This window comes from Mesorhizobium sp. A623, assembly GCF_054489405.1.
Genome location: NZ_JBTMXB010000004.1, coordinates 197,086 through 216,804, shown reverse-complemented (window position 1 = coordinate 216,804; position 19,719 = coordinate 197,086). Strand labels below are relative to the sequence as shown.

The 19,719-nt window shown below is 61.9% G+C and carries 21 protein-coding genes; 7 read left to right on the top strand and 14 right to left on the bottom strand.

The window, feature by feature from the left end:
* Positions 1–3: 3 nt before the first annotated feature.
* Positions 4–2,355, bottom strand: a complete 2,352-nt coding sequence (locus tag ACX3P1_RS06620) for a xanthine dehydrogenase family protein molybdopterin-binding subunit (RefSeq protein ID WP_459078757.1) — start codon at positions 2,353–2,355, stop codon at positions 4–6.
* A 133-nt stretch (positions 2,356–2,488) separates the two neighbouring features.
* Positions 2,489–2,989 (bottom strand): (2Fe-2S)-binding protein, encoded by a 501-nt coding sequence (locus ACX3P1_RS06615; RefSeq protein ID WP_459078756.1) that lies wholly within the window; start codon positions 2,987–2,989, stop codon positions 2,489–2,491.
* Between the two features lie 435 nt (positions 2,990–3,424).
* Between ACX3P1_RS06615 and maiA the strand changes: the two genes are divergently transcribed.
* Genes maiA through ACX3P1_RS06600 form a run of 3 tightly spaced genes read left to right on the top strand, consistent with a single transcriptional unit; the run spans position 3,425 to position 5,964 of the window.
* Complete coding sequence (maiA, locus tag ACX3P1_RS06610; RefSeq protein ID WP_459078755.1) at positions 3,425–4,075, top strand: maleylacetoacetate isomerase; 651 nt, start codon at positions 3,425–3,427, stop codon at positions 4,073–4,075.
* Positions 4,076–4,108: 33 nt separating this feature from the next.
* Positions 4,109–5,149, top strand: a complete 1,041-nt coding sequence (locus ACX3P1_RS06605) for a zinc-dependent alcohol dehydrogenase family protein (RefSeq protein ID WP_459078754.1) — start codon at positions 4,109–4,111, stop codon at positions 5,147–5,149.
* 11 nt (positions 5,150–5,160) lie between these two features.
* The gene (locus tag ACX3P1_RS06600; RefSeq protein WP_459078753.1) at positions 5,161–5,964 is read left to right on the top strand and encodes a creatininase family protein; all 804 of its coding nucleotides are present in this window, start codon (positions 5,161–5,163) and stop codon (positions 5,962–5,964) included.
* Here the strand turns inward: ACX3P1_RS06600 and ACX3P1_RS06595 are convergent, their stop codons facing one another.
* Positions 5,965–6,474: a tyrosine phosphatase family protein gene (locus ACX3P1_RS06595; protein WP_459078752.1), complete on the bottom strand. Its 510-nt coding sequence runs from the start codon at positions 6,472–6,474 to the stop codon at positions 5,965–5,967.
* A complete protein-coding gene (cobD, locus tag ACX3P1_RS06590) occupies positions 6,471–7,529 on the bottom strand; it encodes a threonine-phosphate decarboxylase CobD (RefSeq protein WP_459078751.1) in 1,059 nt (352 codons plus the stop codon). Before cobD ends, ACX3P1_RS06595 begins: the two co-directional genes overlap by 4 nt.
* A gap of 14 nt (positions 7,530–7,543) precedes the next feature.
* Here cobD and cbiB point away from each other — a divergent pair, with 14 nt between their 5' ends.
* Positions 7,544–8,509 carry an adenosylcobinamide-phosphate synthase CbiB gene (gene cbiB, locus ACX3P1_RS06585; RefSeq protein WP_459078750.1) on the top strand — a complete coding sequence of 322 codons (966 nt, stop codon included), beginning with the start codon at positions 7,544–7,546 and terminating at the stop codon, positions 8,507–8,509.
* Positions 8,510–8,527: 18 nt separating this feature from the next.
* On the opposite strand, the gene cobO is transcribed toward cbiB, so the two are convergent.
* The 3 genes from cobO to ACX3P1_RS06570 form a co-directional block, all read right to left on the bottom strand.
* A complete protein-coding gene (gene cobO / locus ACX3P1_RS06580) occupies positions 8,528–9,142 on the bottom strand; it encodes a cob(I)yrinic acid a,c-diamide adenosyltransferase (protein WP_459078749.1) in 615 nt (204 codons plus the stop codon).
* Between the two features lies 1 nt (position 9,143).
* On the bottom strand, positions 9,144–9,641 hold the full coding sequence (gene cobU / locus ACX3P1_RS06575) for a bifunctional adenosylcobinamide kinase/adenosylcobinamide-phosphate guanylyltransferase (RefSeq protein WP_459078798.1): 498 nt from the start codon (positions 9,639–9,641) through the stop codon (positions 9,144–9,146).
* A 112-nt stretch (positions 9,642–9,753) separates the two neighbouring features.
* Positions 9,754–10,953 (bottom strand): MFS transporter, encoded by a 1,200-nt coding sequence (locus ACX3P1_RS06570; protein WP_459078748.1) that lies wholly within the window; start codon positions 10,951–10,953, stop codon positions 9,754–9,756.
* Between the two features lie 249 nt (positions 10,954–11,202).
* On the opposite strand from ACX3P1_RS06570, the gene ACX3P1_RS06565 reads away from it, so the two are divergent.
* Both ACX3P1_RS06565 and ACX3P1_RS06560 read left to right on the top strand, forming a co-directional pair.
* Positions 11,203–12,186, top strand: a complete 984-nt coding sequence (locus ACX3P1_RS06565; protein ID WP_459078747.1) for a heparan-alpha-glucosaminide N-acetyltransferase — start codon at positions 11,203–11,205, stop codon at positions 12,184–12,186.
* Positions 12,183–12,659, top strand: a complete 477-nt coding sequence (locus ACX3P1_RS06560; RefSeq protein WP_459078746.1) for a methyltransferase family protein — start codon at positions 12,183–12,185, stop codon at positions 12,657–12,659. Before ACX3P1_RS06565 ends, ACX3P1_RS06560 begins: the two co-directional genes overlap by 4 nt.
* Before the next feature lie 29 nt (positions 12,660–12,688).
* Here ACX3P1_RS06560 and ACX3P1_RS06555 read toward each other — a convergent pair whose 3' ends face one another.
* The 7 genes from ACX3P1_RS06555 to ku all read right to left on the bottom strand — a co-directional run bounded on the left by ACX3P1_RS06555 (position 12,689) and on the right by ku (position 19,085).
* Positions 12,689–13,237 (bottom strand): cytochrome b, encoded by a 549-nt coding sequence (locus ACX3P1_RS06555; protein WP_459078797.1) that lies wholly within the window; start codon positions 13,235–13,237, stop codon positions 12,689–12,691.
* A 39-nt stretch (positions 13,238–13,276) separates the two neighbouring features.
* Positions 13,277–14,050: an anti-sigma factor family protein gene (locus ACX3P1_RS06550; RefSeq protein ID WP_459078745.1), complete on the bottom strand. Its 774-nt coding sequence runs from the start codon at positions 14,048–14,050 to the stop codon at positions 13,277–13,279.
* Positions 14,047–14,556, bottom strand: coding sequence for an RNA polymerase sigma factor (locus ACX3P1_RS06545; RefSeq protein ID WP_459078744.1), 510 nt, complete (start codon positions 14,554–14,556; stop codon positions 14,047–14,049). The genes ACX3P1_RS06550 and ACX3P1_RS06545 overlap by 4 nt, the downstream gene beginning before the upstream one ends.
* 3 nt (positions 14,557–14,559) lie before the next feature.
* On the bottom strand, positions 14,560–14,916 hold the full coding sequence (locus ACX3P1_RS06540; RefSeq protein WP_459078796.1) for a COG4315 family predicted lipoprotein: 357 nt from the start codon (positions 14,914–14,916) through the stop codon (positions 14,560–14,562).
* Between the two features lie 145 nt (positions 14,917–15,061).
* Positions 15,062–15,631 (bottom strand): YceI family protein, encoded by a 570-nt coding sequence (locus tag ACX3P1_RS06535; RefSeq protein ID WP_459078743.1) that lies wholly within the window; start codon positions 15,629–15,631, stop codon positions 15,062–15,064.
* Between the two features lie 127 nt (positions 15,632–15,758).
* On the bottom strand, positions 15,759–18,239 hold the full coding sequence (gene ligD / locus ACX3P1_RS06530) for a DNA ligase D (RefSeq protein WP_459078742.1): 2,481 nt from the start codon (positions 18,237–18,239) through the stop codon (positions 15,759–15,761).
* Positions 18,240–18,251: 12 nt separating this feature from the next.
* Entirely contained in the window at positions 18,252–19,085 is an 834-nt protein-coding gene (ku, locus tag ACX3P1_RS06525) for a non-homologous end joining protein Ku (protein WP_459078741.1), read from the bottom strand.
* Positions 19,086–19,261: 176 nt separating this feature from the next.
* On the opposite strand from ku, the gene ACX3P1_RS06520 reads away from it, so the two are divergent.
* On the top strand, positions 19,262–19,606 hold the full coding sequence (locus ACX3P1_RS06520) for a hypothetical protein (RefSeq protein ID WP_459078740.1): 345 nt from the start codon (positions 19,262–19,264) through the stop codon (positions 19,604–19,606).
* The last annotated feature ends 113 nt before the right edge of the window (positions 19,607–19,719 follow it).

The window sequence follows — 19,719 nt, the reverse complement described above, 5'->3', positions numbered from 1 at the left end:
TCCTCAGTTCTTTGCCGCGCGGATCGCCGCCCACACTTTTTGCGGTGTTGCCGGCATGGTGATCTCCTCGGTGCCGATGGCATCGGTGATGGCGTTGATGACCGCCGGCGGCGAACCGATGGCGCCCGCTTCGCCGCAACCCTTGAGGCCGAGCGGATTCGACGGCGACGGCGTGTTGGTTGTCGACACCTTGAACGACGGCAGGTCTTCGGCGCGCGGCATGGTGTAGTCCATGTAGCTTGCCGTCAGAAGTTGGCCGCTATCCGGGTCATAATTGGCCCCTTCCAGCAGCGCCTGGCCAATGCCCTGCGCCACGCCGCCATGCACCTGTCCCTCGACGATCATCGGGTTGATGATGTTGCCGAAATCGTCGGCCGCCACGAACTGGATGATATCGGTGTGGCCGGTTTCGGGATCGATCTCGACTTCGCAGATGTAGCAGCCGGCCGGGAAGGTGAAATTGGCCGGATCGTAGAAGGCGGTTTCCTTCAGGCCCGGTTCCATGCCGGCCGGCAGATTGTGCGCGGTATAGGCGGCAAGCGCCATCTGGAACCACGGCACCGACTTGTCCGTGCCGGCCACTTTCAACGCGCCATCCTCGATGACGATGTCGGCCTCGTCCGCTTCCATCAGATGCGCTGCGATCTTGCGCGCCTTGGCTTCGACCTTGTCCAGCGCCTTGACGATGGCCGACATGCCGACCGCACCAGAGCGCGAACCGTAGGTGCCCATGCCCATCTGTACCTTGTCGGTGTCGCCATGGACGATGGAAATGGAATCGAGCGGCACGGCAAGACGCTGCGCGACAAGTTGGGCGAACGTCGTTTCATGGCCCTGGCCGTGGCTGTGCGAACCGGTCAGCACTTCGATGGTGCCGACCGCGTTGACGCGCACTTCCGCCGATTCCCACAGGCCAACGCCAGCGCCGAGCGACCCAACAGCGGCCGACGGCGCGATGCCGCATGCTTCGATGTAGCAGGAAAAGCCGATGCCGCGCAGTTTGCCGGCTTTCTTCGCCTTGACTCGGCGCTTTTCGAAGCCGGCATAATCCGCCGTCTTCAGTGCCGCGTCGAGCGAAGCGCCGAAATCGCCCGCATCGTAGTTCATGATGACCGGCGTCTGGTGCGGGAAGGTGGTGATGAAGTTCTTGCGGCGAAGCTCGGCCGGCGACATGCCGAACTTGCGCGCCGACACTTCCAGAATGCGCTCGACGTTGAAGGCGGCCTCGGGTCGCCCTGCCCCGCGATAGGCATCCACGGGTGCTGTGTTGGTGTAGATCGCCTTCACATTGGCGTGGATCGCCGGGATATTATACTGCCCCGACAACAGCGTGGCGTAGAGATAGGTCGGGGTCGCGGACGAAAACAGCGACATGTAGGCGCCGAGATTGGCCTTGGTTTCCACCTTGAAGCCGAGGATATGGTGATCCTTGTCGAAGGCCATGGCGAGGTGGCTGTGATGGTCGCGGCCATGCGCGTCGGTGAGGAAGCTTTCGGTGCGGTCGGCCACCCATTTGACCGGTACGCCGGTCTTTTTCGACGCCCACAGGCAGACAATTTCCTCTGGGTAGATGTAGATTTTCGAACCAAAACCGCCGCCAACATCGGGCGCAATGACGCGCAGCTTGTTTTCCGGCGCGACATTGTAGAACGCACTCATGACGAGACGCGCCACATGCGGGTTCTGCGAGGTCGTCCAGCAGGTGTAATGGTCCTCGGCCTTGTCGTAGTGGCCAAGGGCTGCGCGCGGTTCCATGGCGTTGGGAACCAAACGGTTGTTGAGAATGTCCATTTCGACGACATGGGTCGCTTTCTTGAAAGCTGCGGCGGTCTCGTCCGCGTTGCCGATATCCCAGTCGAAGATCAGGTTGTTTTCGGCTTCCGGGTGGATTTGCGGCGCACCCTTGTCCATCGCCTTGGAAGCGTCGGTGACCGACTTCAATTCCTTGTAGGTGACTTCAACGGCTTCGGCCGCGTCGCGGGCCTGGCCCTTGGTGTCGGCGACCACGATCACGACCGCATCGCCGACATAGCGCACCTTGTCGAAGGCGAGCGGCGACCACGCGCCCATCTTCATCGGCGTGCCGTCCTTGGAATGGATCATCCAGCCGCAGATGAGGTTGCCGATGCCATCGGCCTTGATTTCCTTGCCGGTCAAGACGCCGATGACGCCCGGCATGGCTTGCGCCGCCTTGACGTCGATCTTCTTGATCTGCGCATGCGCGTAGGGGCTGCGCACGAAGGCCGCATGCTTCATGCCCGGCACCACCATGTCGTCGACATAGCGCCCCGCGCCGGTGATGAAACGCTTGTCTTCCTTGCGCGTGACCCGCGCGCCGATGCCCTCAATACCCATCAGAGTTCTCCTCCAGAATTCTAAGAAGCGAAAATAGCGAATGGCGAATAGTTTTTAGCGAATAGGGAAAAAGCTCTGGCGGATCGGGGTCGAATTTCCCCCTACTCGCTATTGGCTACTCCCTACCCGCTCGTTACGCCGCCTTCTTCGCCTTGCCCTTTGCCCCCTTGGCCATCGTCTTGGACGCGGCAAGGATGGCTTTCACGATATTGTGGTAGCCGGTACAGCGGCAGATATTGCCATCGAGTTCGGCTCGCACCGTCGCCTCGTCCAGCCCTTCGGGGTGGCGGCGGATCATATCGGTGGCGGTCATGATCATGCCCGGCGTGCAGAAGCCGCATTGCAACCCATGATGCTCCCTGAAGGCCGCTTGCACCGGGTGCAACTCGGCATCGCCGGCAAGCCCTTCGATGGTCAAAACGGTCGATCCCGATGCCTGCACCGCAAGCATGGTGCACGACTTGACGGCCTTGCCGTCGACATGGACGACGCAGGCTCCGCATTGCGAGGTGTCGCACCCGACATGTGTCCCGGTCAGCCCGAGATTCTCCCGTAAGAAATGAACCAGAAGCGTGCGGTCCTCGGCAACCCCGCTGATCTGCCTCCCGTTCACATTCAACGATACGTCCGACATGAAACCTCCCTGGGTGGTCAACCTTGGTATCCATCGCCGACGCCGTCCAACCCGGCGGCGTCACCGCTATTCATAACCCGCACAGCGCTTGAAAAATAGTCCTCTGGGTTTGACAAGATTCGAGAACACCGCCCGTTCGAAAACTATACCGTACTTTCGATTACGCCCGCGGCGAAATTGCGCCGCAGGGTCTGGAAGACGACCATATCCTTGCCATGCTCTTTCTGTCACCGATATTTTGCGCGGTCGGCGCAATAACCGGCGGCCTGTCGATACTGGTATGGATGCAAGCTCAACCGAAACTCCTAATCTTTTCTTCAAAACCGGAAACCGCCCGCCCTGATTGCAAGCCTCACAATGGCCGCCTTGCCTGCAAATGCAAATCGGTCGACTATGACCACAAGATGTCGGCACCATCGCCATCGGGGACGCGCCTTGAACAAACCGCTACTGCACAATTACTGGCGCTCCTCCACCTCCTACCGGGTGCGAATAGCACTCGAGATGAAGGGCATCGGCTACGAATATGTGCCGCATCATCTGCGCCATGGCGATCATCTCGACCCGGCCTATCTGGCGGTGAACCCGCAGGGGTTGGTGCCGGCCCTGATCTGGACGGACGGGGCACTGGTCACTCAATCGCTCGCAATCATCGAGTTTCTCGACGAGACGAAACCCGAGCCGCCGTTGCTGCCGGCCGACGCGCATGGTCGCGCGCGCGTCCGCATGCTGGCGCAGATGATCGCCTGCGATATTCATCCAGTGAACAATCTGCGCGTGCTGACCAGCCTGCGCACTCTGTTCGGCGCGGGCGACGACGACGTCGTCAACTGGTTCCGCCATTGGGTAAACGAAGGTTTCCAACCTCTTGAAAAGATATTGGCATTCTCGAGTGAGACGGGGAAATTTTGCCATGGCGATACGCCGGGGCTGGCGGATATCTGCCTTGCCGCGCAGGTGACCAACAACGCCCGCTTCCATGTCGACATGGAACCCTACCCGACCATTTCGCGCATCCATGCCGCTTGCATGGACCTGCCGGCGTTCCAGAAAGCCGCGCCGAAAAACCAGATCGATGCCGAATAGGCACGCAAACGCCAAGCACGCACAAGGATACCCATGAAAGCCGTTGTTTTCGAAAAGTTCGGCGAGATGCCGTCGATCAGGACCGTGCCGGACCCAAGACCCGTGCCGGAGGGCGTCGTCGTCAAGGTGGAGGCGACGGGCCTGTGCCGCTCCGACTGGCATGGCTGGATGGGGCACGATCCCGACATCCGCCTGCCGCATGTCCCAGGCCATGAACTAGCCGGAACCGTGGTGGCGGTAGGCCGGCAAGTGAGCCGCTGGAAGGCCGGCGACCGCGTCACCGTGCCCTTCGTCGGCGGCTGCGGCCGCTGCTTCGAATGCACCTCCGGCAACCATCAGGTCTGCGAGCACCAGTTCCAGCCGGGCTTTTCCGCCTGGGGTTCGTTCGCCGAATATGTCGCCATCGACTTCGCCGACACCAATCTCGTCGCGCTGCCCGAAGACATGGAATACGCCACCGCCGCCAGCCTTGGCTGCCGGTTCGTCACCTCGTTTCGCGCCATCGTCGACCAGGGACGCGTGACGCCGGGCGAATGGGTCGCGGTGCATGGCTGCGGAGGCGTCGGCCTGTCGGCCATCATGATCGCCAGCGCCATGGGCGCCAATGTCGTCGCCATCGACCTGACCGACGAAAAGCTGGACTTCGCCAAAAAGATCGGCGCGGTCGCCACCATCAACGCGGCGGCGACGCCGAACGTGGTCAAGGCCGTCAAGCAGATCACCAATGGCGGCGCGCATATGTCGATGGACGCGCTCGGCCATCCGACCACCTCGTTCAACTCGATCTCCAATTTGCGCCGGCGCGGGCGTCACGTGCAGGTCGGCCTCATGCTGGGCGACCACGCCAAGGCCGAGGTGCCGATGGCCAAGATCATCGCTTACGAGCTGGAAATCCGGGGCAGTCACGGCATGCAGGCATTCCGCTACCAGGCCATGATGGATATGATCCGCACCGGAAAACTGAAACCGGAACTGCTTGTCGGCAAGAAGTACACGCTCGATGAAGCGCCGGCCGCGCTGGCGGCGATGGGCGGATTCGACGGCATCGGCATCGGTGTGGTGACGCGATTTTGACGGGGCAATCGATGAGCATGGCGAAGCGGCGCGCGTGGTGGGGCGACTATCGGACCACGGAATACGCCTCGATCGACCCGGAACAGACGATTGCCGTGCTGCCGGTGGCGGCCATCGAGCAGCATGGCCCACATCTGCCGGTGTCCACCGACACCACGATCATGGGCGGCATGCTGGAGACGGTAATTTCGCGGCTTCCGGCCGATCTCGATATCCGTATCCTGCCGGTGCAGGCCATCGGCAAGTCCAACGAACATATCGAAGCGCCCGGCACGCTGACGCTGCCGCCGGCAACGCTGATCGAGGCATGGACGGAGCTTGGCCTGTCCGTTGCTCGCGCCGGCGTCAAAAAGATCGTCATCGTCAATTCGCATGGCGGCAACGAGGAAATCATGGGCATCGTGACGCGTGAACTGCGGGTGCGCGAAAAGATGCTGGCGGTGAAAACTGCCTGGCAGCGCTTCGGCCGGCTGGCCGGCCTCTATACCGATCTCGAGGATCGGCAGGGCATCCATGGTGGTGACGTGGAAACCTCGCTGATGCTGCACTTCCGCCCCGATCTGGTGGAGATGGGCAAGGCGCAGAACTTCGTCTCGAACGTAGCGCGCGCAGAAACCGAATTTGCCCTGCTACGCCAGACCGGCCCGCATGCCTTCGCCTGGCTGGCCGCTGACCTCAACCCGAACGGCGTGGTAGGTGACGCCTCTATCGCCACGGCAGAAAAGGGCCGGCTAACGGCGGAATTTCAGGCCGACGGGTTCATCACGCTGCTGAAGGACATGCGCAAGGCAAAGCTTGCCGACTGGCTTTCCTGATCACTCTTCGATTTCCAGCGCGAATGGCGTACCTTCGAAAGCGTCGGCGCCCCGGCCGATTGCCTTGATGGCGGCGATCATGCGGCCATCCCGGGCCAGAATGGCATCGGCAGTGGCGATCAGGCGCGGATTGGGCGTCGCCGAGGGCGAAAGCCAGCGCAGCGTCCGCGCCAATTCTTCCTCATCACGCGCGGGAACCAGTGCCGCCGCGATGATATAGGCCGAAGCGGTCGAACGGCTGATGCCGGCATAGCAATTCACGACCAGAGGCCGCGACCGGTCCCATGAGCGCGCGAATTCGAGCAGGCGGATCACATGCGCCTCACCCGGCAGGGTCATGCTGCCCTGCGCTTCGACAATGTCGTGCATGACCAGATGCAGGTGGTTCTCCGGTACAATCGATGCGGGTCGGGTCATTTCCATACCGGCGGAAAGCAGCGACAGAAGCCGGCCGGCACCGGTTTTCGATACTGTTTGATCGACCTTAGATAGTGGGCAAACATGGATCATGGCCGCATTCCCTTTGCGTGCTGATTGTCGAGCTCGCTTTGCCAGTCGGCAAGCGCTGCCTCCAGCCGCCCCCACTCTTCCTCATTGCCCGGCAGGCCAGCGCGAAGGACATTCGGGCGCTCGTCATAGTGGCGCAGCAGGATACCGCGCCTGCCGAGCGCGGCAAACAGGCCAGCCGCATCCGGATGCTCGATATAACGAAACAGCGACGTGCCGCCGGTAACCGGGACCGCGAAACGCGCAAAGAGCGAGTCGAGCCGCGCGGCCTGCAACTGCAGGGTCGCTCGCATCCCGTCTTGCCAATCACGGTCGCCAAGCGCTCGAATGCCGTATTCCAGCGCCGGCCCGGAAACCGCCCATGGCCCGAACTGCGTTTCAAGCCGCGCGACGGTCGCAGTGTCGGCGAACGCAAAGCCAAGCCGCACGCCCGCTAGGCCAAAGAATTTGCCGAAGGAGCGCAGCACCACGATGCCGCCCGGATCGACATCGCTGGCAAGGCTGTGGTCGCGCGGCCCGACATCCATGAACGCTTCGTCGACGACCAGCACGCCGCCCCTGGTGTGTAATTTCGCGGCAAGAGCCAAAAGCCGTTCGCGCTCGATGACGCGGCCGTCCGGGTTGTTTGGATTGACGATCACGGCGAGGTCGGCCTCGGCCAGCGTCTCGAAATCCTGAACCTCATGCACCGTGTGACCGGCGGTGGAAGCCGCCCGCGCATGCTCGGCATAGGTAGGCCCTAGCACCATCGCCTTGCCGGGCTTCACCAGCGAAGCGACCAGCGGCAACAGGATTTGCGTGCCGGGTGCCGCCATCCCGTTTTCTAGCGAAGGCGCGCCATAGGCCGTCGCCGCAACGGCCAGAAGCTCAGTCAGGCGCGCCTGTTCGGGCAGGCGCAAAAGGGCTGTGGCGGGCAGGTCGAAAAGCGGATAGGAGTGCGGATTGATCCCGGTCGACAGGTCGACGAACGGCTCCGGTGCATGTGGAAACAGCGCCCTCGCCCGGCCAAGGCTGCCGCCGTGATCAACCGTCGCCGTCTTTTTCAAAAAATCAGCCATTTTTCAGAAGATCCATGTTCGTCCTGATCGCTTTCCTGTCGCTGGCCGTCGAAATCCAACTGGGGTATCCGGCGTGGCTGTTTCGCGCCATTGGACACCCGGTCACATGGATCGGATGGCTGATATCCTGTCTCGACCGCGGGCTCAACCGCGCTACCGACACCGACCGCAAACGTCGCTTATCGGGCGCGTTCGCGCTCGCCATCCTCGTTCTCGTTCCGGCGGCAATCGCGTTCGGGCTGGAGGTGGTGCTGTGGCAGGTTCCGCTTGGCTTCGTCGTCACGGTACTTTTGGCAAGTTCGCTGTTGTCGCAGAAAAGCCTGGCCGAACACGTCAAGGCGGTCGCTGACGCGTTGGACCATGGCGGACTGGTTGCGGGCCGCAAGACCGTGTCGATGATCGTCGGGCGCGACCCGGAAAACCTCGATGAGGCGGGCGTCAGCCGCGCGGCGATCGAAAGCCTGGCCGAAAATTTCTCCGACGGCATCGTTGCGCCCGCCTTCTGGCTGGCAGTCGGCGGGCTGGCGGGTGGCGTCGCCTACAAGGCCGCCAACACCGCCGATTCCATGATCGGCCACCGCACGCCGCGCCACGAAGCTTTCGGCTGGGCGGCGGCGCGTTTTGACGACCTCATCAACCTGCCCGCTTCGCGGCTGACGGCGCTGCTCATCGTGCTGGGTGCGTTTTTTGTCGAAGGCGCCAGCGCGAAAAGCGCTTGGAGCGCGATATGGCGCGACGCCAAAAACCACCGCTCGCCCAATGCCGGTTGGCCAGAGTCGGCGATGGCCGGCGCATTGGGGCTGGCGCTGGCCGGGCCGCGCGTCTATGGCGGCGTTCTCGTCGATGACGTTTTCATGGGCGAAGGCGGCCGCCGGGAGGCTACCAGCGCGGATATAAGGCGCGCGCTGAAACTTTATTGGGCGGCCGACCTTCTGCTCGTCGCGCTATTCGGCATTCTGGCGCTGACCGTGATGCTTTAATGGCTGGCAGGCTCCCGCTTAAAACTCGATGCCCTGCTGGGCTTTCACGCCGGCGGAAAAATGGTGCTTGGTCGAGCCCATTTCGGTGACGAGATCGGCGGCCTCGACCAGCGCCGGCTTGGCGTTGCGGCCGGTAACCACGACATGCAGCCCGTCGCGCCGCGCCTTCAGCGCCGCTACCACCGTGTCGAGATCGAGATAATCGTAGCGCAGCGCGATGTTCATTTCGTCGAGGACGACAAGGCTGATCGACGGATCGGCCATCAATTCCAGCGCCTTGGCCCATGCGGCTTGCGCCGCCGCGATGTCGCGCTTCAGATCCTGCGTTTCCCAGGTAAAGCCCTCGCCCATCGTATGCCACGCTATCCTGTCGCCGAAAGCTGCGAAAGCATCCTTCTCGCCGGTGTGCCACGCCCCCTTGATGAACTGCACGACGCCGACGCGCTTGCCATAGCCGAGCATCCGCAGGGCCAGGCCGAACGCCGCCGTCGACTTGCCCTTGCCCGGCCCGGTATTGACGATCAGAAGGCCCTTTTCGACGGTCTTTTCGGCCACTTCGGCATCCTGCACCGCCTTGCGCTTGGCCATCTTGGCGCGGTGCTTTTCTTCGTCCTTCGGTTCGATAGCGGTCATGTCATTTCACCTTCAGCGGCAGGCCCGCCACCATCAGAATTACTGTGTCGGCAATCGCCGCGACCTGCTGGTTGAGACGCCCGGCGTCATCGCGAAAACGGCGCGCCAGCGCATTGTCGGGCACGATTCCCTGGCCGACTTCATTGGATACCACGAACCACGGTCCGAGCGGCTTTGCCAGACGTACCTCCAGCCGGGAACATTCGGCAGCCACATCGTGATCGGCCAGCATATGGTTGGTCAGCCACAAGGTCAGGCAATCGACCAGCACGGGTTGGCCCACCGGAACGGCACCCAACGCGCTGACCAGATCGAGCGGCGCCTCGGCGGTTGCCCAGCCATCGCCCCGCTGCGACCGGTGCATGGCGATGCGCTCCCGCATCTCGTCGTCGTAGGCGTCGGCCGTTGCGATATAGGCCCAGGGCGCCGCATGGCGGGTCGTCAGCATTTCTCCGTGCCGGCTCTTGCCTGAGCGCGCGCCGCCGATAATGAAGGTCAGTCCCGGCTCAACCAAGGCAACCACCGTTCGTCGTCAATTCACCTCTCCATCGAAGCACGCACAACTATAGAAAAGCTGCCGCACGCGACAACCTCGGAAAGCGATCAAGCCGTCAAAGCGATTTGGGCAGGTAGCGCCACACGATCGCCGCGCAGACCGCCATCAGGATACCCAGCGTCGCAAACACCGACCCCATACCGAAAAAGGCGAGCACGATCGAGTAGATCATTGGCGGGGTCAGTTCGGAAAAGTCCAGATAGGTTCGATAGACCGCAGCCATTTGTGCACGTTCATAGGGATGCACCGCGCGCATGAAGACGGTTGAACCCAGCGCATCGATGGCAATGGTAAAGAGCGATCCGACAAGCAGGAACGCAGCGGTAAGCAGAGGCACGGTCTCGCCGATGACGCCTGCCGCCAGCAGCATCGCCGACATTGCGAGGAAAGCACCCGTGATGACGCGCCGGGCGCCAAAACGCTTTCCCGCCCTGCCCCAGAAGATCGCCGTGAACAACAGCCCGTTCGCCGCAGAGACGAGCAGCCCGCCGGCAATCGCGCCCTGTCCGGTAATGACCATGAACAGCGGCCCGTAGACGAAGAAGGTCGTCCAGAAGCAGGAGCGTCCGAAGGCGATGATCCAGGCAAGCCGAAGCCGTGGTTGAGAAACGAACCGGCCGATATTGGCCAGGGGATTGATGGCCCGGCTCTTGCCGGCGGCAATCATCGGATTGTCGCCAAGCCGATAGAACCAGAATAGGCCCAGGAGAAACAGGGCGAACACGGCTACGGCTCCATGCGCCGCATACACGCCGAAATGCGTGTAGAGGAAGATGCCCAGCGTCGGACCACCGGTCCAGGCTACCATCGACCACGCCATGCGCAGCGATTCGGAGCGCATGAAGTCGGTCTTGCGGATATGGTCCATGATGTAGAGGTTGAGGGTAATGGACAGCGCGCTGGCGCCCATGACCCGGCACAGCATGCCGAGCGCCTGGCCGGCAAGCGTATGCGTGAAGAAGAACAGCGAGCCGATAGCCAGAAGGCAGGCGCCCGCCGTATAGACCCAGCGCCGCGCGAAGCGGTGAATGAGCATCGGCATGAACAGGGTTGCCGAAAGACCGATCAGCGAAACGACCGTGTAGAGCATCGAAACCGTCTGCTCGTTACGCAGGATCTCATAAGCCTGGATCGGGATGACGCTGGACACGGTGGCGCGAGCGAACGACTCAACCGTATAAAGGGATGCAAATGTGCGCGCGCCGGCCTGCCGCACGGAAGTAAGCCAGATCGGATGGCGGACGTGGGTGCCCATGAAAACCTGCTACCCTCGGCAAGGCGATCGCAGCCGCAGATGTGCCGCATCGATAGATTCGTCAGTAGCAGGAAATCGACCTACCGAAGTCAAAATGCGATACCGGCTAACGGCTTCTCCTTGCTGGCCCAACTATCTGTCGGAAATCTCCAAATACGAGATACGGCCCGAAGGATTTCCATTCTTGCGCGCTGCTCAAGCGTGATATTCGTCACCCATTCGAAACAGTCAGGGTTTTCCTAAATCTCCATGAGTACCGGCGCACCTTCGCTCCCCCGTTCAAAACGAATCGCCTTGATCGATGTGATGCGGGGCGTCGCCCTGCTTGCCATGGCAAGCTATCATTTCACCTGGGACCTCGAATTCTTCGGCTATGCGGAACCGGGGCTTACCGCGTTCGGCGGCTGGAAGGTCTATGCCCGCTGCATCGCTTCGAGCTTCCTTTTCCTGGTCGGCGTCAGCCTTGTGCTGGCGCATGGTCGCGGCATTCGCTGGAAGGGCTTTTGGAAACGCCTTGCGATGGTGGCGGCGGCGGCATTGGCGATTACTGCGGTTACGTTCTATGCGTTTCGCGACGGCTTCATCTTCTTCGGCATCCTGCACCAAATCGCGCTGGCAAGCGTGCTCGGCCTCGCCTTCCTGCGGCTGCCGGCGCTCGTCACCATGCTGGTTGCGGCGGCTGCCGTTGCCGCTCCCCTTTATCTGCGCGCGCCTGTTTTCGATCATCCGGCGCTATGGTGGGTCGGCTTGTCGACGGTTAATCCGCGCTCGAACGATTATGTGCCGTTGCTTCCATGGTTCGGCGCGGTGCTGGCTGGCATCGCGGTTGCAAAACTGGCGACGAGTTCGGGCCTGCTCGCCCGACTGGCGGAAATCCCGCTCCCGCGATGGCTGAACCCGCTCGTGCTGATTGGACGCCACAGCCTTGCTTTCTATCTCGTCCATCAACCTGTTTTGATCGCCTGCATCTGGGCATTTTCGCAAATCATGCCCGCCCATGTCGAAACCAGCCAGGCAGTCTTCCTCAAAGTGTGCCAGACTTCCTGCGAGGAAACCCGCGACTCCCGGTTTTGCGTCGCCTATTGCGGATGCATGCTGGCGGAACTGGAGGGCGGCGATATGCTCAATCGCCTCGACCGCGGCGACCAAAGCCCGCAGTTAAAGGCGCGCGTGAGTGAGCTTGCCGGCATGTGCACGGCCAGGACCGACGATGCGGGGGGAGAAATGCAGTGACCCAAAACCATGGAAATGCCGGCTTCGTGCCGTGGCCGCCGCTGATCTATCTTGGCGCGATCGCTGCCAGCATCGGACTTGGCCTGGCATACCCCCTGCCCTGGATCGGCGGCCTGCTTGGAGATCTGCTTTTCGCAATCGGCTGGCTGGTGCTGTTGGCGGTGATCGCCCTGTGGTTCAGCGCCATACGCACTATGATACGGGCAAAGACGACGCTCAATCCGAACGGCACGCCCGAGCATCTGATAACGACCGGGCCATTTTCGGTTTCGCGCAATCCCATCTATCTGGCGAACACGCTGTTGCTCATCGGCATCGGGCTGGTTGGCGGCATGGCGTGGTTCCTGCTGCTGGCATTCGCAGCCGCTTTCGCGACATCGAGGCTCACAATCCGGCGCGAGGAGCAAATTCTGGTCGACAAATTCGGCAAGCGATATCGGGAGTACGCCAAAAGGGTCCGACGCTGGGTCTAGGGAAGGCTGTCAGGAGGCTGCCCGACCGTTTACAATGTGCTGTTTGTCCCGCGCGATATTGCGCCAAGCATCCGCGCCAGCGTTGCGTCCCTTCGCACAAAGTGGTGATGAATGGCCGCGCCTGCGTGGGCAAGCGCCAGAAGCCCGGCGCCATAGGCGAGCAGCGCGTGCGCGCTCGACCAGAAAGCTTCCGCAGCGTCCGATCTCGCCAACGGCAAGTCGGGCACCACCACGATGTCGAAGACGAAGCTCGGAATTCGCAACGGCGATGTCGAGGCGATCGCCCAGCCGGTAAGCGGCACGATGACAGTCAATGCCAGAAGCATGATATGGGCGAGCCGAGCCGCCACCACCTCCCATTGCGGCATGCCGGGCACGGGCCGCGGGCGAATGCCTGACAAGGCCAGGATGGCCCGCGACAGCGCGAGCACGAGGATCAGGAAGCCGAACGACTTATGCCATTGGTAGAGGTCGAATTGCAGCCGAGGACGGCTGGCCACCGCCTGCGTGAGATAGCCGAGCGCGATCTGCCCGAAAAACAGCAGCGCAATGCTCCAATGAAAGGCGATGGCCGCCATTCCGTATGAATCGTGCGTGTTACGCAGTTTCACTGCATCTCACCCCAGTTGCTTGTATGCCTGGGTGGCGATTTCCTGCAGCCGCTGGCGCGGCAGATCACCGACCAGGGCGCAGCTGATCGTTTCGTCCGTCCAGAAGAACGCTTCGAGCCGGTCAAAACTGGCGTAGCGGAACGAGGTTTCACGGCCTTCTTTCGCCGGAATGACGTACAGCGTCACCCGGTGGCCGGTATCGTCCTCATACATGAACTGCGCCGCGGGGCCATCCGTCGCCGGCAGCAGCCGGCCACCGACCAGCGTCAGGCCGTCGGCCCGGAGGTCGGGGATGGTAAGGGTGCGATCCAGGCGCTTGGAAAGCCAAGCCTGCAAATGGTCCTTCTGCCCCCCCCATACTTCCACGGGATGGACGACCTCGCCGGAATATACCCGGTGCGCCTCCATCGCCTCATCGACCAGGGCGATTTGGGCCGGCGCTGCCGGCGCGAAAAAGTCGCGCCCATACCAACCGGCAGCCGTTCCAACGGCGAGCAGGAGAACGGCCGCAGCCGCCATCCGGCTCCAGCGCCCGGTTCTGATCCGGCTCTCCCGCTCGATGCGATAGACATTCAACCGGGCGGGCACCGGCTCTGCGGCAACATGGCCATAAAGCGCATGCAGGGTTTCGTTCTGCCGCCTCCAACCGTCTATATCTTCGGCTGCAAGGGGGTTTTCTGCGAGATAGGCCTCAATTGCGGCACGCGCCGGCCCATCCAGCGCGCCGTCGGCGTAGGCGTGCAGGTCGTGCTCGGTAATCTTGCGCTCCCCGGAAATCATTTCACGGACCTCAATTTCGGCACTCCAGTCTCGGTCAGGAGCCGCAGCGTGGCACGGGCGCGGGCCAGCCGCGACATGAGCGTGCCGACAGGGATGGAAAGCGCTGCGGCAGCCTCGGCATAGCTCATCTCCTCGACGGCAACGAGCAACAGAACATCGCGGTGCTCCAGCGACATTGCCTGCATGGCACGCGCCGTCTCGGCCAGCGCCAGCCGTGCCGGCTGCACGTCAAGGCCCGCCGGTTCGCCCCCCGGCAGGCCTTCGATGGGCAGAGCGGATGGTGCGCGTCGTGACTTTCGAAGGTCGTTACGGTGCACATTAAGGAGAATCCTGAACATCCACGAACGCACGGAGCCTGTAGGCCGCCACAGACCGCGTTTGCGGATTGCCCGCTCCAGGCAGTCCTGGACGAGATCGTCGGCACGATCGGGATCGTGGGTAAGAGCGCGCGCATAGCGTCTCAGCGCCGGCACGCATTCCTCGATCTCGTCCATCACCTGCGACATCAGTTACTCTTTGGCGACGTGCCAAACTCCGCCAACGCCGTCGCCGGTGACGTCTCCCGGCTTCTTGTCGTTTTGCCAGAGGTAAAGGGGCTGGCCATCATAGGCCCATTGCTTGCTGCCGTCTTTACGATCGGCCAGTGTGTACTTTCCGTCCACTGCCGCGCCCGCCGCCGCCGCCAATGGCGGCCATTTCTGCGCGCACGCATCGTAGCAGTTCGACGTGCCGCCCGCATCCTTGTCGAATGTGTAGAGCGTCATGCCCTTGTCGTTGGTGAGAACCTCGCCCTTGGCGGTGTCCATCGACTTGATGGCGCCGCTGGCATAGTCGTCCGCATAGGCAAGAGGCATTGCGACCGCCATCGCGGCGGCAGCCAACAGGAGAGAACGCATCATCTGAAAACCCTCTTCTTTGCTTTTTTGAACGAACGGGTCTTCCGCTCGTAGTCAAAGAACACCGCCAGGCCGCGAATATTCCCGGTGGCGCAAAATTCTCGTCGGAACGGCATTATTTCCGCATTCCGTTGAGAACCATGTCGAAGCGGGCAATATTGGAATAGATCGGCGTGCCGACATCCATGCCGTAGGGCGAGCGCATCATGTCGCCCACGACATGGAAGGCGACCATCCGTCCCTGTTGCCTGATCAGGGTAGCCTCGAACGTTTCCCGCCGGGTGATGCCCCGCGCCGTCAGCATGCCTTCGATGACCGCATGGTCCGAGCCTTGCTGATGTATGGCCGTCGAGCGGAAAGCGATGACCGGATAGGCGGCCACATCGAACACGGCAGAAGAGCGCAGGAAATCCTCGACCCGTGGCTGCCCTGTCGCGACGCTTTCGGGTTGAAGCGAGAATTTCACGCTCGAACGGGCAATGTCGTCCGGATGCAGGTCGAACGTGCCCGAAAAGCGCGAAAACACACCGTCTATGCCGCCTCCGCCAATCTGGGCGACCGAGAAGGCGATACGCGAGGACGGGTCGATCACGTAGCGGCCGTGAAGGGTCGACAAGGTGTCGGCCTGTGCTGGAACGACGGCGAAAAGCGACAGAAGGCTGATTGAAAGCAGTGTCCTGAGCATCGGGATATCCTTCCACAGTCGCTCATCAAGCGGCGACCCTGAAGAGGAAAACACCCCGCAAGCGACGATAATCCATGAGCAGGTAGCGATATTTCCCACGCGGCGGATGTGCCGGATATGGATCAGGTCACTTCAACGCCTTTCGGTCACTGAAAAACGCTCTCCATGGGTCATCATCGGATAGCCGGTTTAGCGTTGTTTTGTCGCCGATCGGAAAAGCGTTGGGCGGCAGGCCATTCTCGATCTCTTCCCAGGTCACGGGCATCGACACCGTCGCGCCCTTCTTCGCACGCGAGGAATAAGGTGCCACCGTGGTCGATCCACGGCCATTGCGCAGATAGTCGATGAAGATTTTTCCGACACGCGCCTTCTTCGACAGGGTTGCGGTATAGCGGCCCGGCTCGGCCTGCTCCATGGCACGGGCGAAGTCGTGGGAGAACGTCTTGACCGCCTCCCATTTCGCCGCCGGTTTCAGCGGCACCACGACATGGTAACCCTTGCCGCCGGAGGTCTTGACGAAGGTCGGCAAGGACATTTCCTCGAGCTTCGCGCGGATTTCAAGCGCGGCCTGCCGTACCTTATCCACCGCCACGCCCTCGTCGGGGTCAAGGTCGAAGACGATCTGGTCGGGCGTGTCGATTGCGTCAATCATACAGCCCCAGATATGGATTTCCACCACGCCCATCTGAACGAGCGCGGCGATGCCGTCGAAATCCTTCACGTAGAGGATTTCCTCATCGTCCTCGGGGTCTTTCGATGTGAAGATCTTTTCGTTCATGCCGGCCGAGGCGTGTTTCTGGAAGAAGCGCTGCCCATCGACGCCGTCAGGTGCGCGCACCAGCGCCAGTGGCCGATTGACGACGAATTTTTCCATGCGTGGCCAGACCAGAGCGTAGTGGTCCAGCAAATCTCGTTTCGATATCTTTTCGTCGGGCCAGAGCAGCTTGTCTGGATGGGTGAGCTTCACGGACGTCGAGACGGCGCTTGCTGCGTCATCGGCCGCCTCGACTTTCGTGGATTCCGGTTTTTCCTGCACGACATCCTCCGCAGGCTTGTCCTCGCGTAGCCCCTGATAGGAGGCATGGCGGATTATACGGTCCGCTGTCCATGAACGGAACTCCACCTCTGCAACCAGTTCCGGCGCGACCCAAACGAGACCCTTGTCCCCCGGCACCTTCGCATCGAACGGCGACTTTTCCACCTGGCGGGCGTCCAGTTTCTTCTTCAGATCGTCGGCGGCCTTCGTCGAAAAGCCGGTGCCGACGCGGCCGGCGTATTTCAGCTTGCCGTCCTCGTGAAAGCCGACCAGCAGCGAGCGCAGGCCGCGTCCGGTCTTTTCGGAGGGCAGGTAGCCGCCGATGACAAACTCCTGGCGCAGGGTGCACTTCGCCTTGATCCAGGCGCCGGTGCGGCCGGACCGGTAGGGCGCGTCGGCGCGCTTCGACACGACACCTTCCAGCCCCATGCGGCAGGCATGCTTGAGCATCATCCTGCCCGGCTCGACGAAATGGTGGGAGAAGCGCACCGGGCCGTCATCGTCGAGCGGCTCCACGAGCGCGCGCAGGCGCTCCTTGCGCTCGACCAGTGGTTTGGAGCGCAAATCCTCACCGTCCAACCGCAACAGATCGAAGACGTAATAGACCATGCGGTCGCTGCGATCGGCGGAAAGATCAGCCTGCAGAGCAGAGAAGGACGAGACGCCGTCGTCGGCCAGCACGACGATCTCGCCGTCGAGAATTGCGTCGGAGCATTTCAGTGCGCCAAGCGCCGTCGGGATTTCCGCGCCGAAGCGCCCGGTCCAGTCCAGCCCGGTGCGGGTGAGCAGACGGATTTCCGTCCCGGCGATCCCCGCCTGCATGCGGTAGCCGTCGAATTTCACCTCGTGCAGCCATTCCTTGCCCGAAGGCGCGTCGCGTTCAAGCGTCGCCAGCGCCGGCTCGATGAAGTCGAGCTTCGCCGCCGCCTCGCGTCGCGCCCTGGCCGTTGCCGGCTTGTTGGAATGCCAGACCTTCGGCTTCTCGCCCTTCGCGCTCTTTCCCTTGCCGACCTCCTCGACGGTGAGGCCGGATTTCACGGACTCCGGCCGCTCATTGAGAATATCCTCGCCAGGATGGGCCGCTGCATCGTCGGACTTGATGAGCAGCCAGTTGTCCTTCTTCTCGCCTAGCCGCGGTTTCAGCCGCACCAGATGCCACTTGCCGGTCAGTTTCTCGCCGTGCAATTCGAAGTCGAGATGGCCCTTCTTCATGCCGGCTGCCGGGTCGTGTTCGGGCGTCCAGGTGCCCTCGTCCCAGACGATCACCGAACCGCCGCCATACTCGCCCTTCGGGATCGTGCCTTCGAACGGCGCATAGTCGATCGGATGGTCCTCGACATGAACGGCAAGCCGCTTCTCGCTCGGGTCGAGGCTGGGACCGCGCGTGACGGCCCAACTCCACAATACGCCACCATGTTCCAGCCTCAGATCATAGTGCAGGCGAGTTGCGGCATGCTTGTGGACAACGAAGATGCCACCCCCGGCCGTCTTCACCTTGCGGCGCGGCTGCTTTCCCGACGGCTCCGCGGTTTTCGAGAAATCGCGCTTGGCGCGGTATTGTTCGAGCGGCATGGTTGCCATCGGTCATGCCGACTTTCGCTTCGATGGCTTCTTCGCTTTTGGTGCCGGCTCGCCGTCCTTGTCGGCAGCAAGACTCTTCTTCAAAGCGTCGAACAGATTGACGACATTGGAAGGTTTGGCTGCCATCTTGGCCTTCGGCGCTTTACGCCCGGCCTTCTTGGCCCGGATCAATTCGATCAGCGCTTCCTCGTATTTGTCATCGAATTCCGAGGGGTCGAATTTCGTCGCCTTCTTGTCGATGATGTGCTCGGCAAGTTCGATCATCTCCTTGTCGGTCTTCACCGTCTTGATCTCGTCGAAGACGGTGTCCGGCTGGCGCACGGTGCTGTCATAGCGCAGCGTGGTCAACACCATGCCCTTGCCGAGTGGCTCGATGACCACGGGGCGCTCCCGGCGGTAGAGCACGATGCGGGCGAGACCGGCCTTCTTCTTTGCGGCCATCGCCTCGCGGATGACGGAGAAGGCATCTTCCGAAACCTTGTCGGCCGGGGCGAGATAGTAGGGCGTATCGAGATAGATTTGCTGGATGGACGCCTTGTCGACAAAGCCGTCGAGAGCAAGCATGTTTGAAGATTCGATCCGCACGGCATCGATGTCGTCTTCCTCGATCCGGACGTATCCACCGTCCTCGACCTCGTAGCCCTTGACCTCGTCTTCGCTTTCAACTGGCTTGCCCGTTTCGGCATCGACATAGATGCGTTTCACACGGTTGCCGGTATCTCTATTGAGGATATTGAAGGAAACCTTCTCGGCGTGGGTAACAACATTGGTCAATTCGACCGCGCAGGTGACCAGAGACAGTTTGAGGTATCCCTTCCAGGCTGGGCGTGGTGCCATGACGAACTCCTTCGACGCGCTCGATTGAAGGAACGGCGCCGAAGCGCTGCGGTTCCACCCCATGTTAATTGCGCCGAATCAGATCCGGGACTGGCAACAGTCCGGGCGGTGTCGGCTGCCAAGGGTCCGGGAGCGGGCGCTGATGGGCGACGGCAGGCCAGGGTTGGTTCCGGCACATGCTGAGGCTGGACCTGTGCTATGCTGATCCGATGAAGGCAGTTCAGATTGGAGTTCTCATCGCGGCGTTCGCCATGACCGGTTGCGCCTCAATGGGCGCGCAGACCCCCGAAACGCCCTGCGCGACCCTCAATCGTGAAATGGGTGACAAGGCCAAGGACATTAGCGCCATCGCCGTCAGCCGTGGCAACGTCGACGCTGTCAATGTTCCATTTTGGGTGCCTGGCGGCGCCAAGGCGGTTTCGGTGATCACAAACCGACAGACGACGAAGATCGAGAAACTGCAAGCCGAACAAGCCCAGATGTACGCTGCCAGAGAGAACCGCTGCCGATCAATCGAATGACCGGCGCATAAGCCGAACAAAGGCTTTGTCAGCCGCCAACGCGACATGGCTTTCGCCGCGCCGCCTACATTTCTCTTAAGTGCTTGATTTTGTTTGGCTGGGGAACCTGGAGT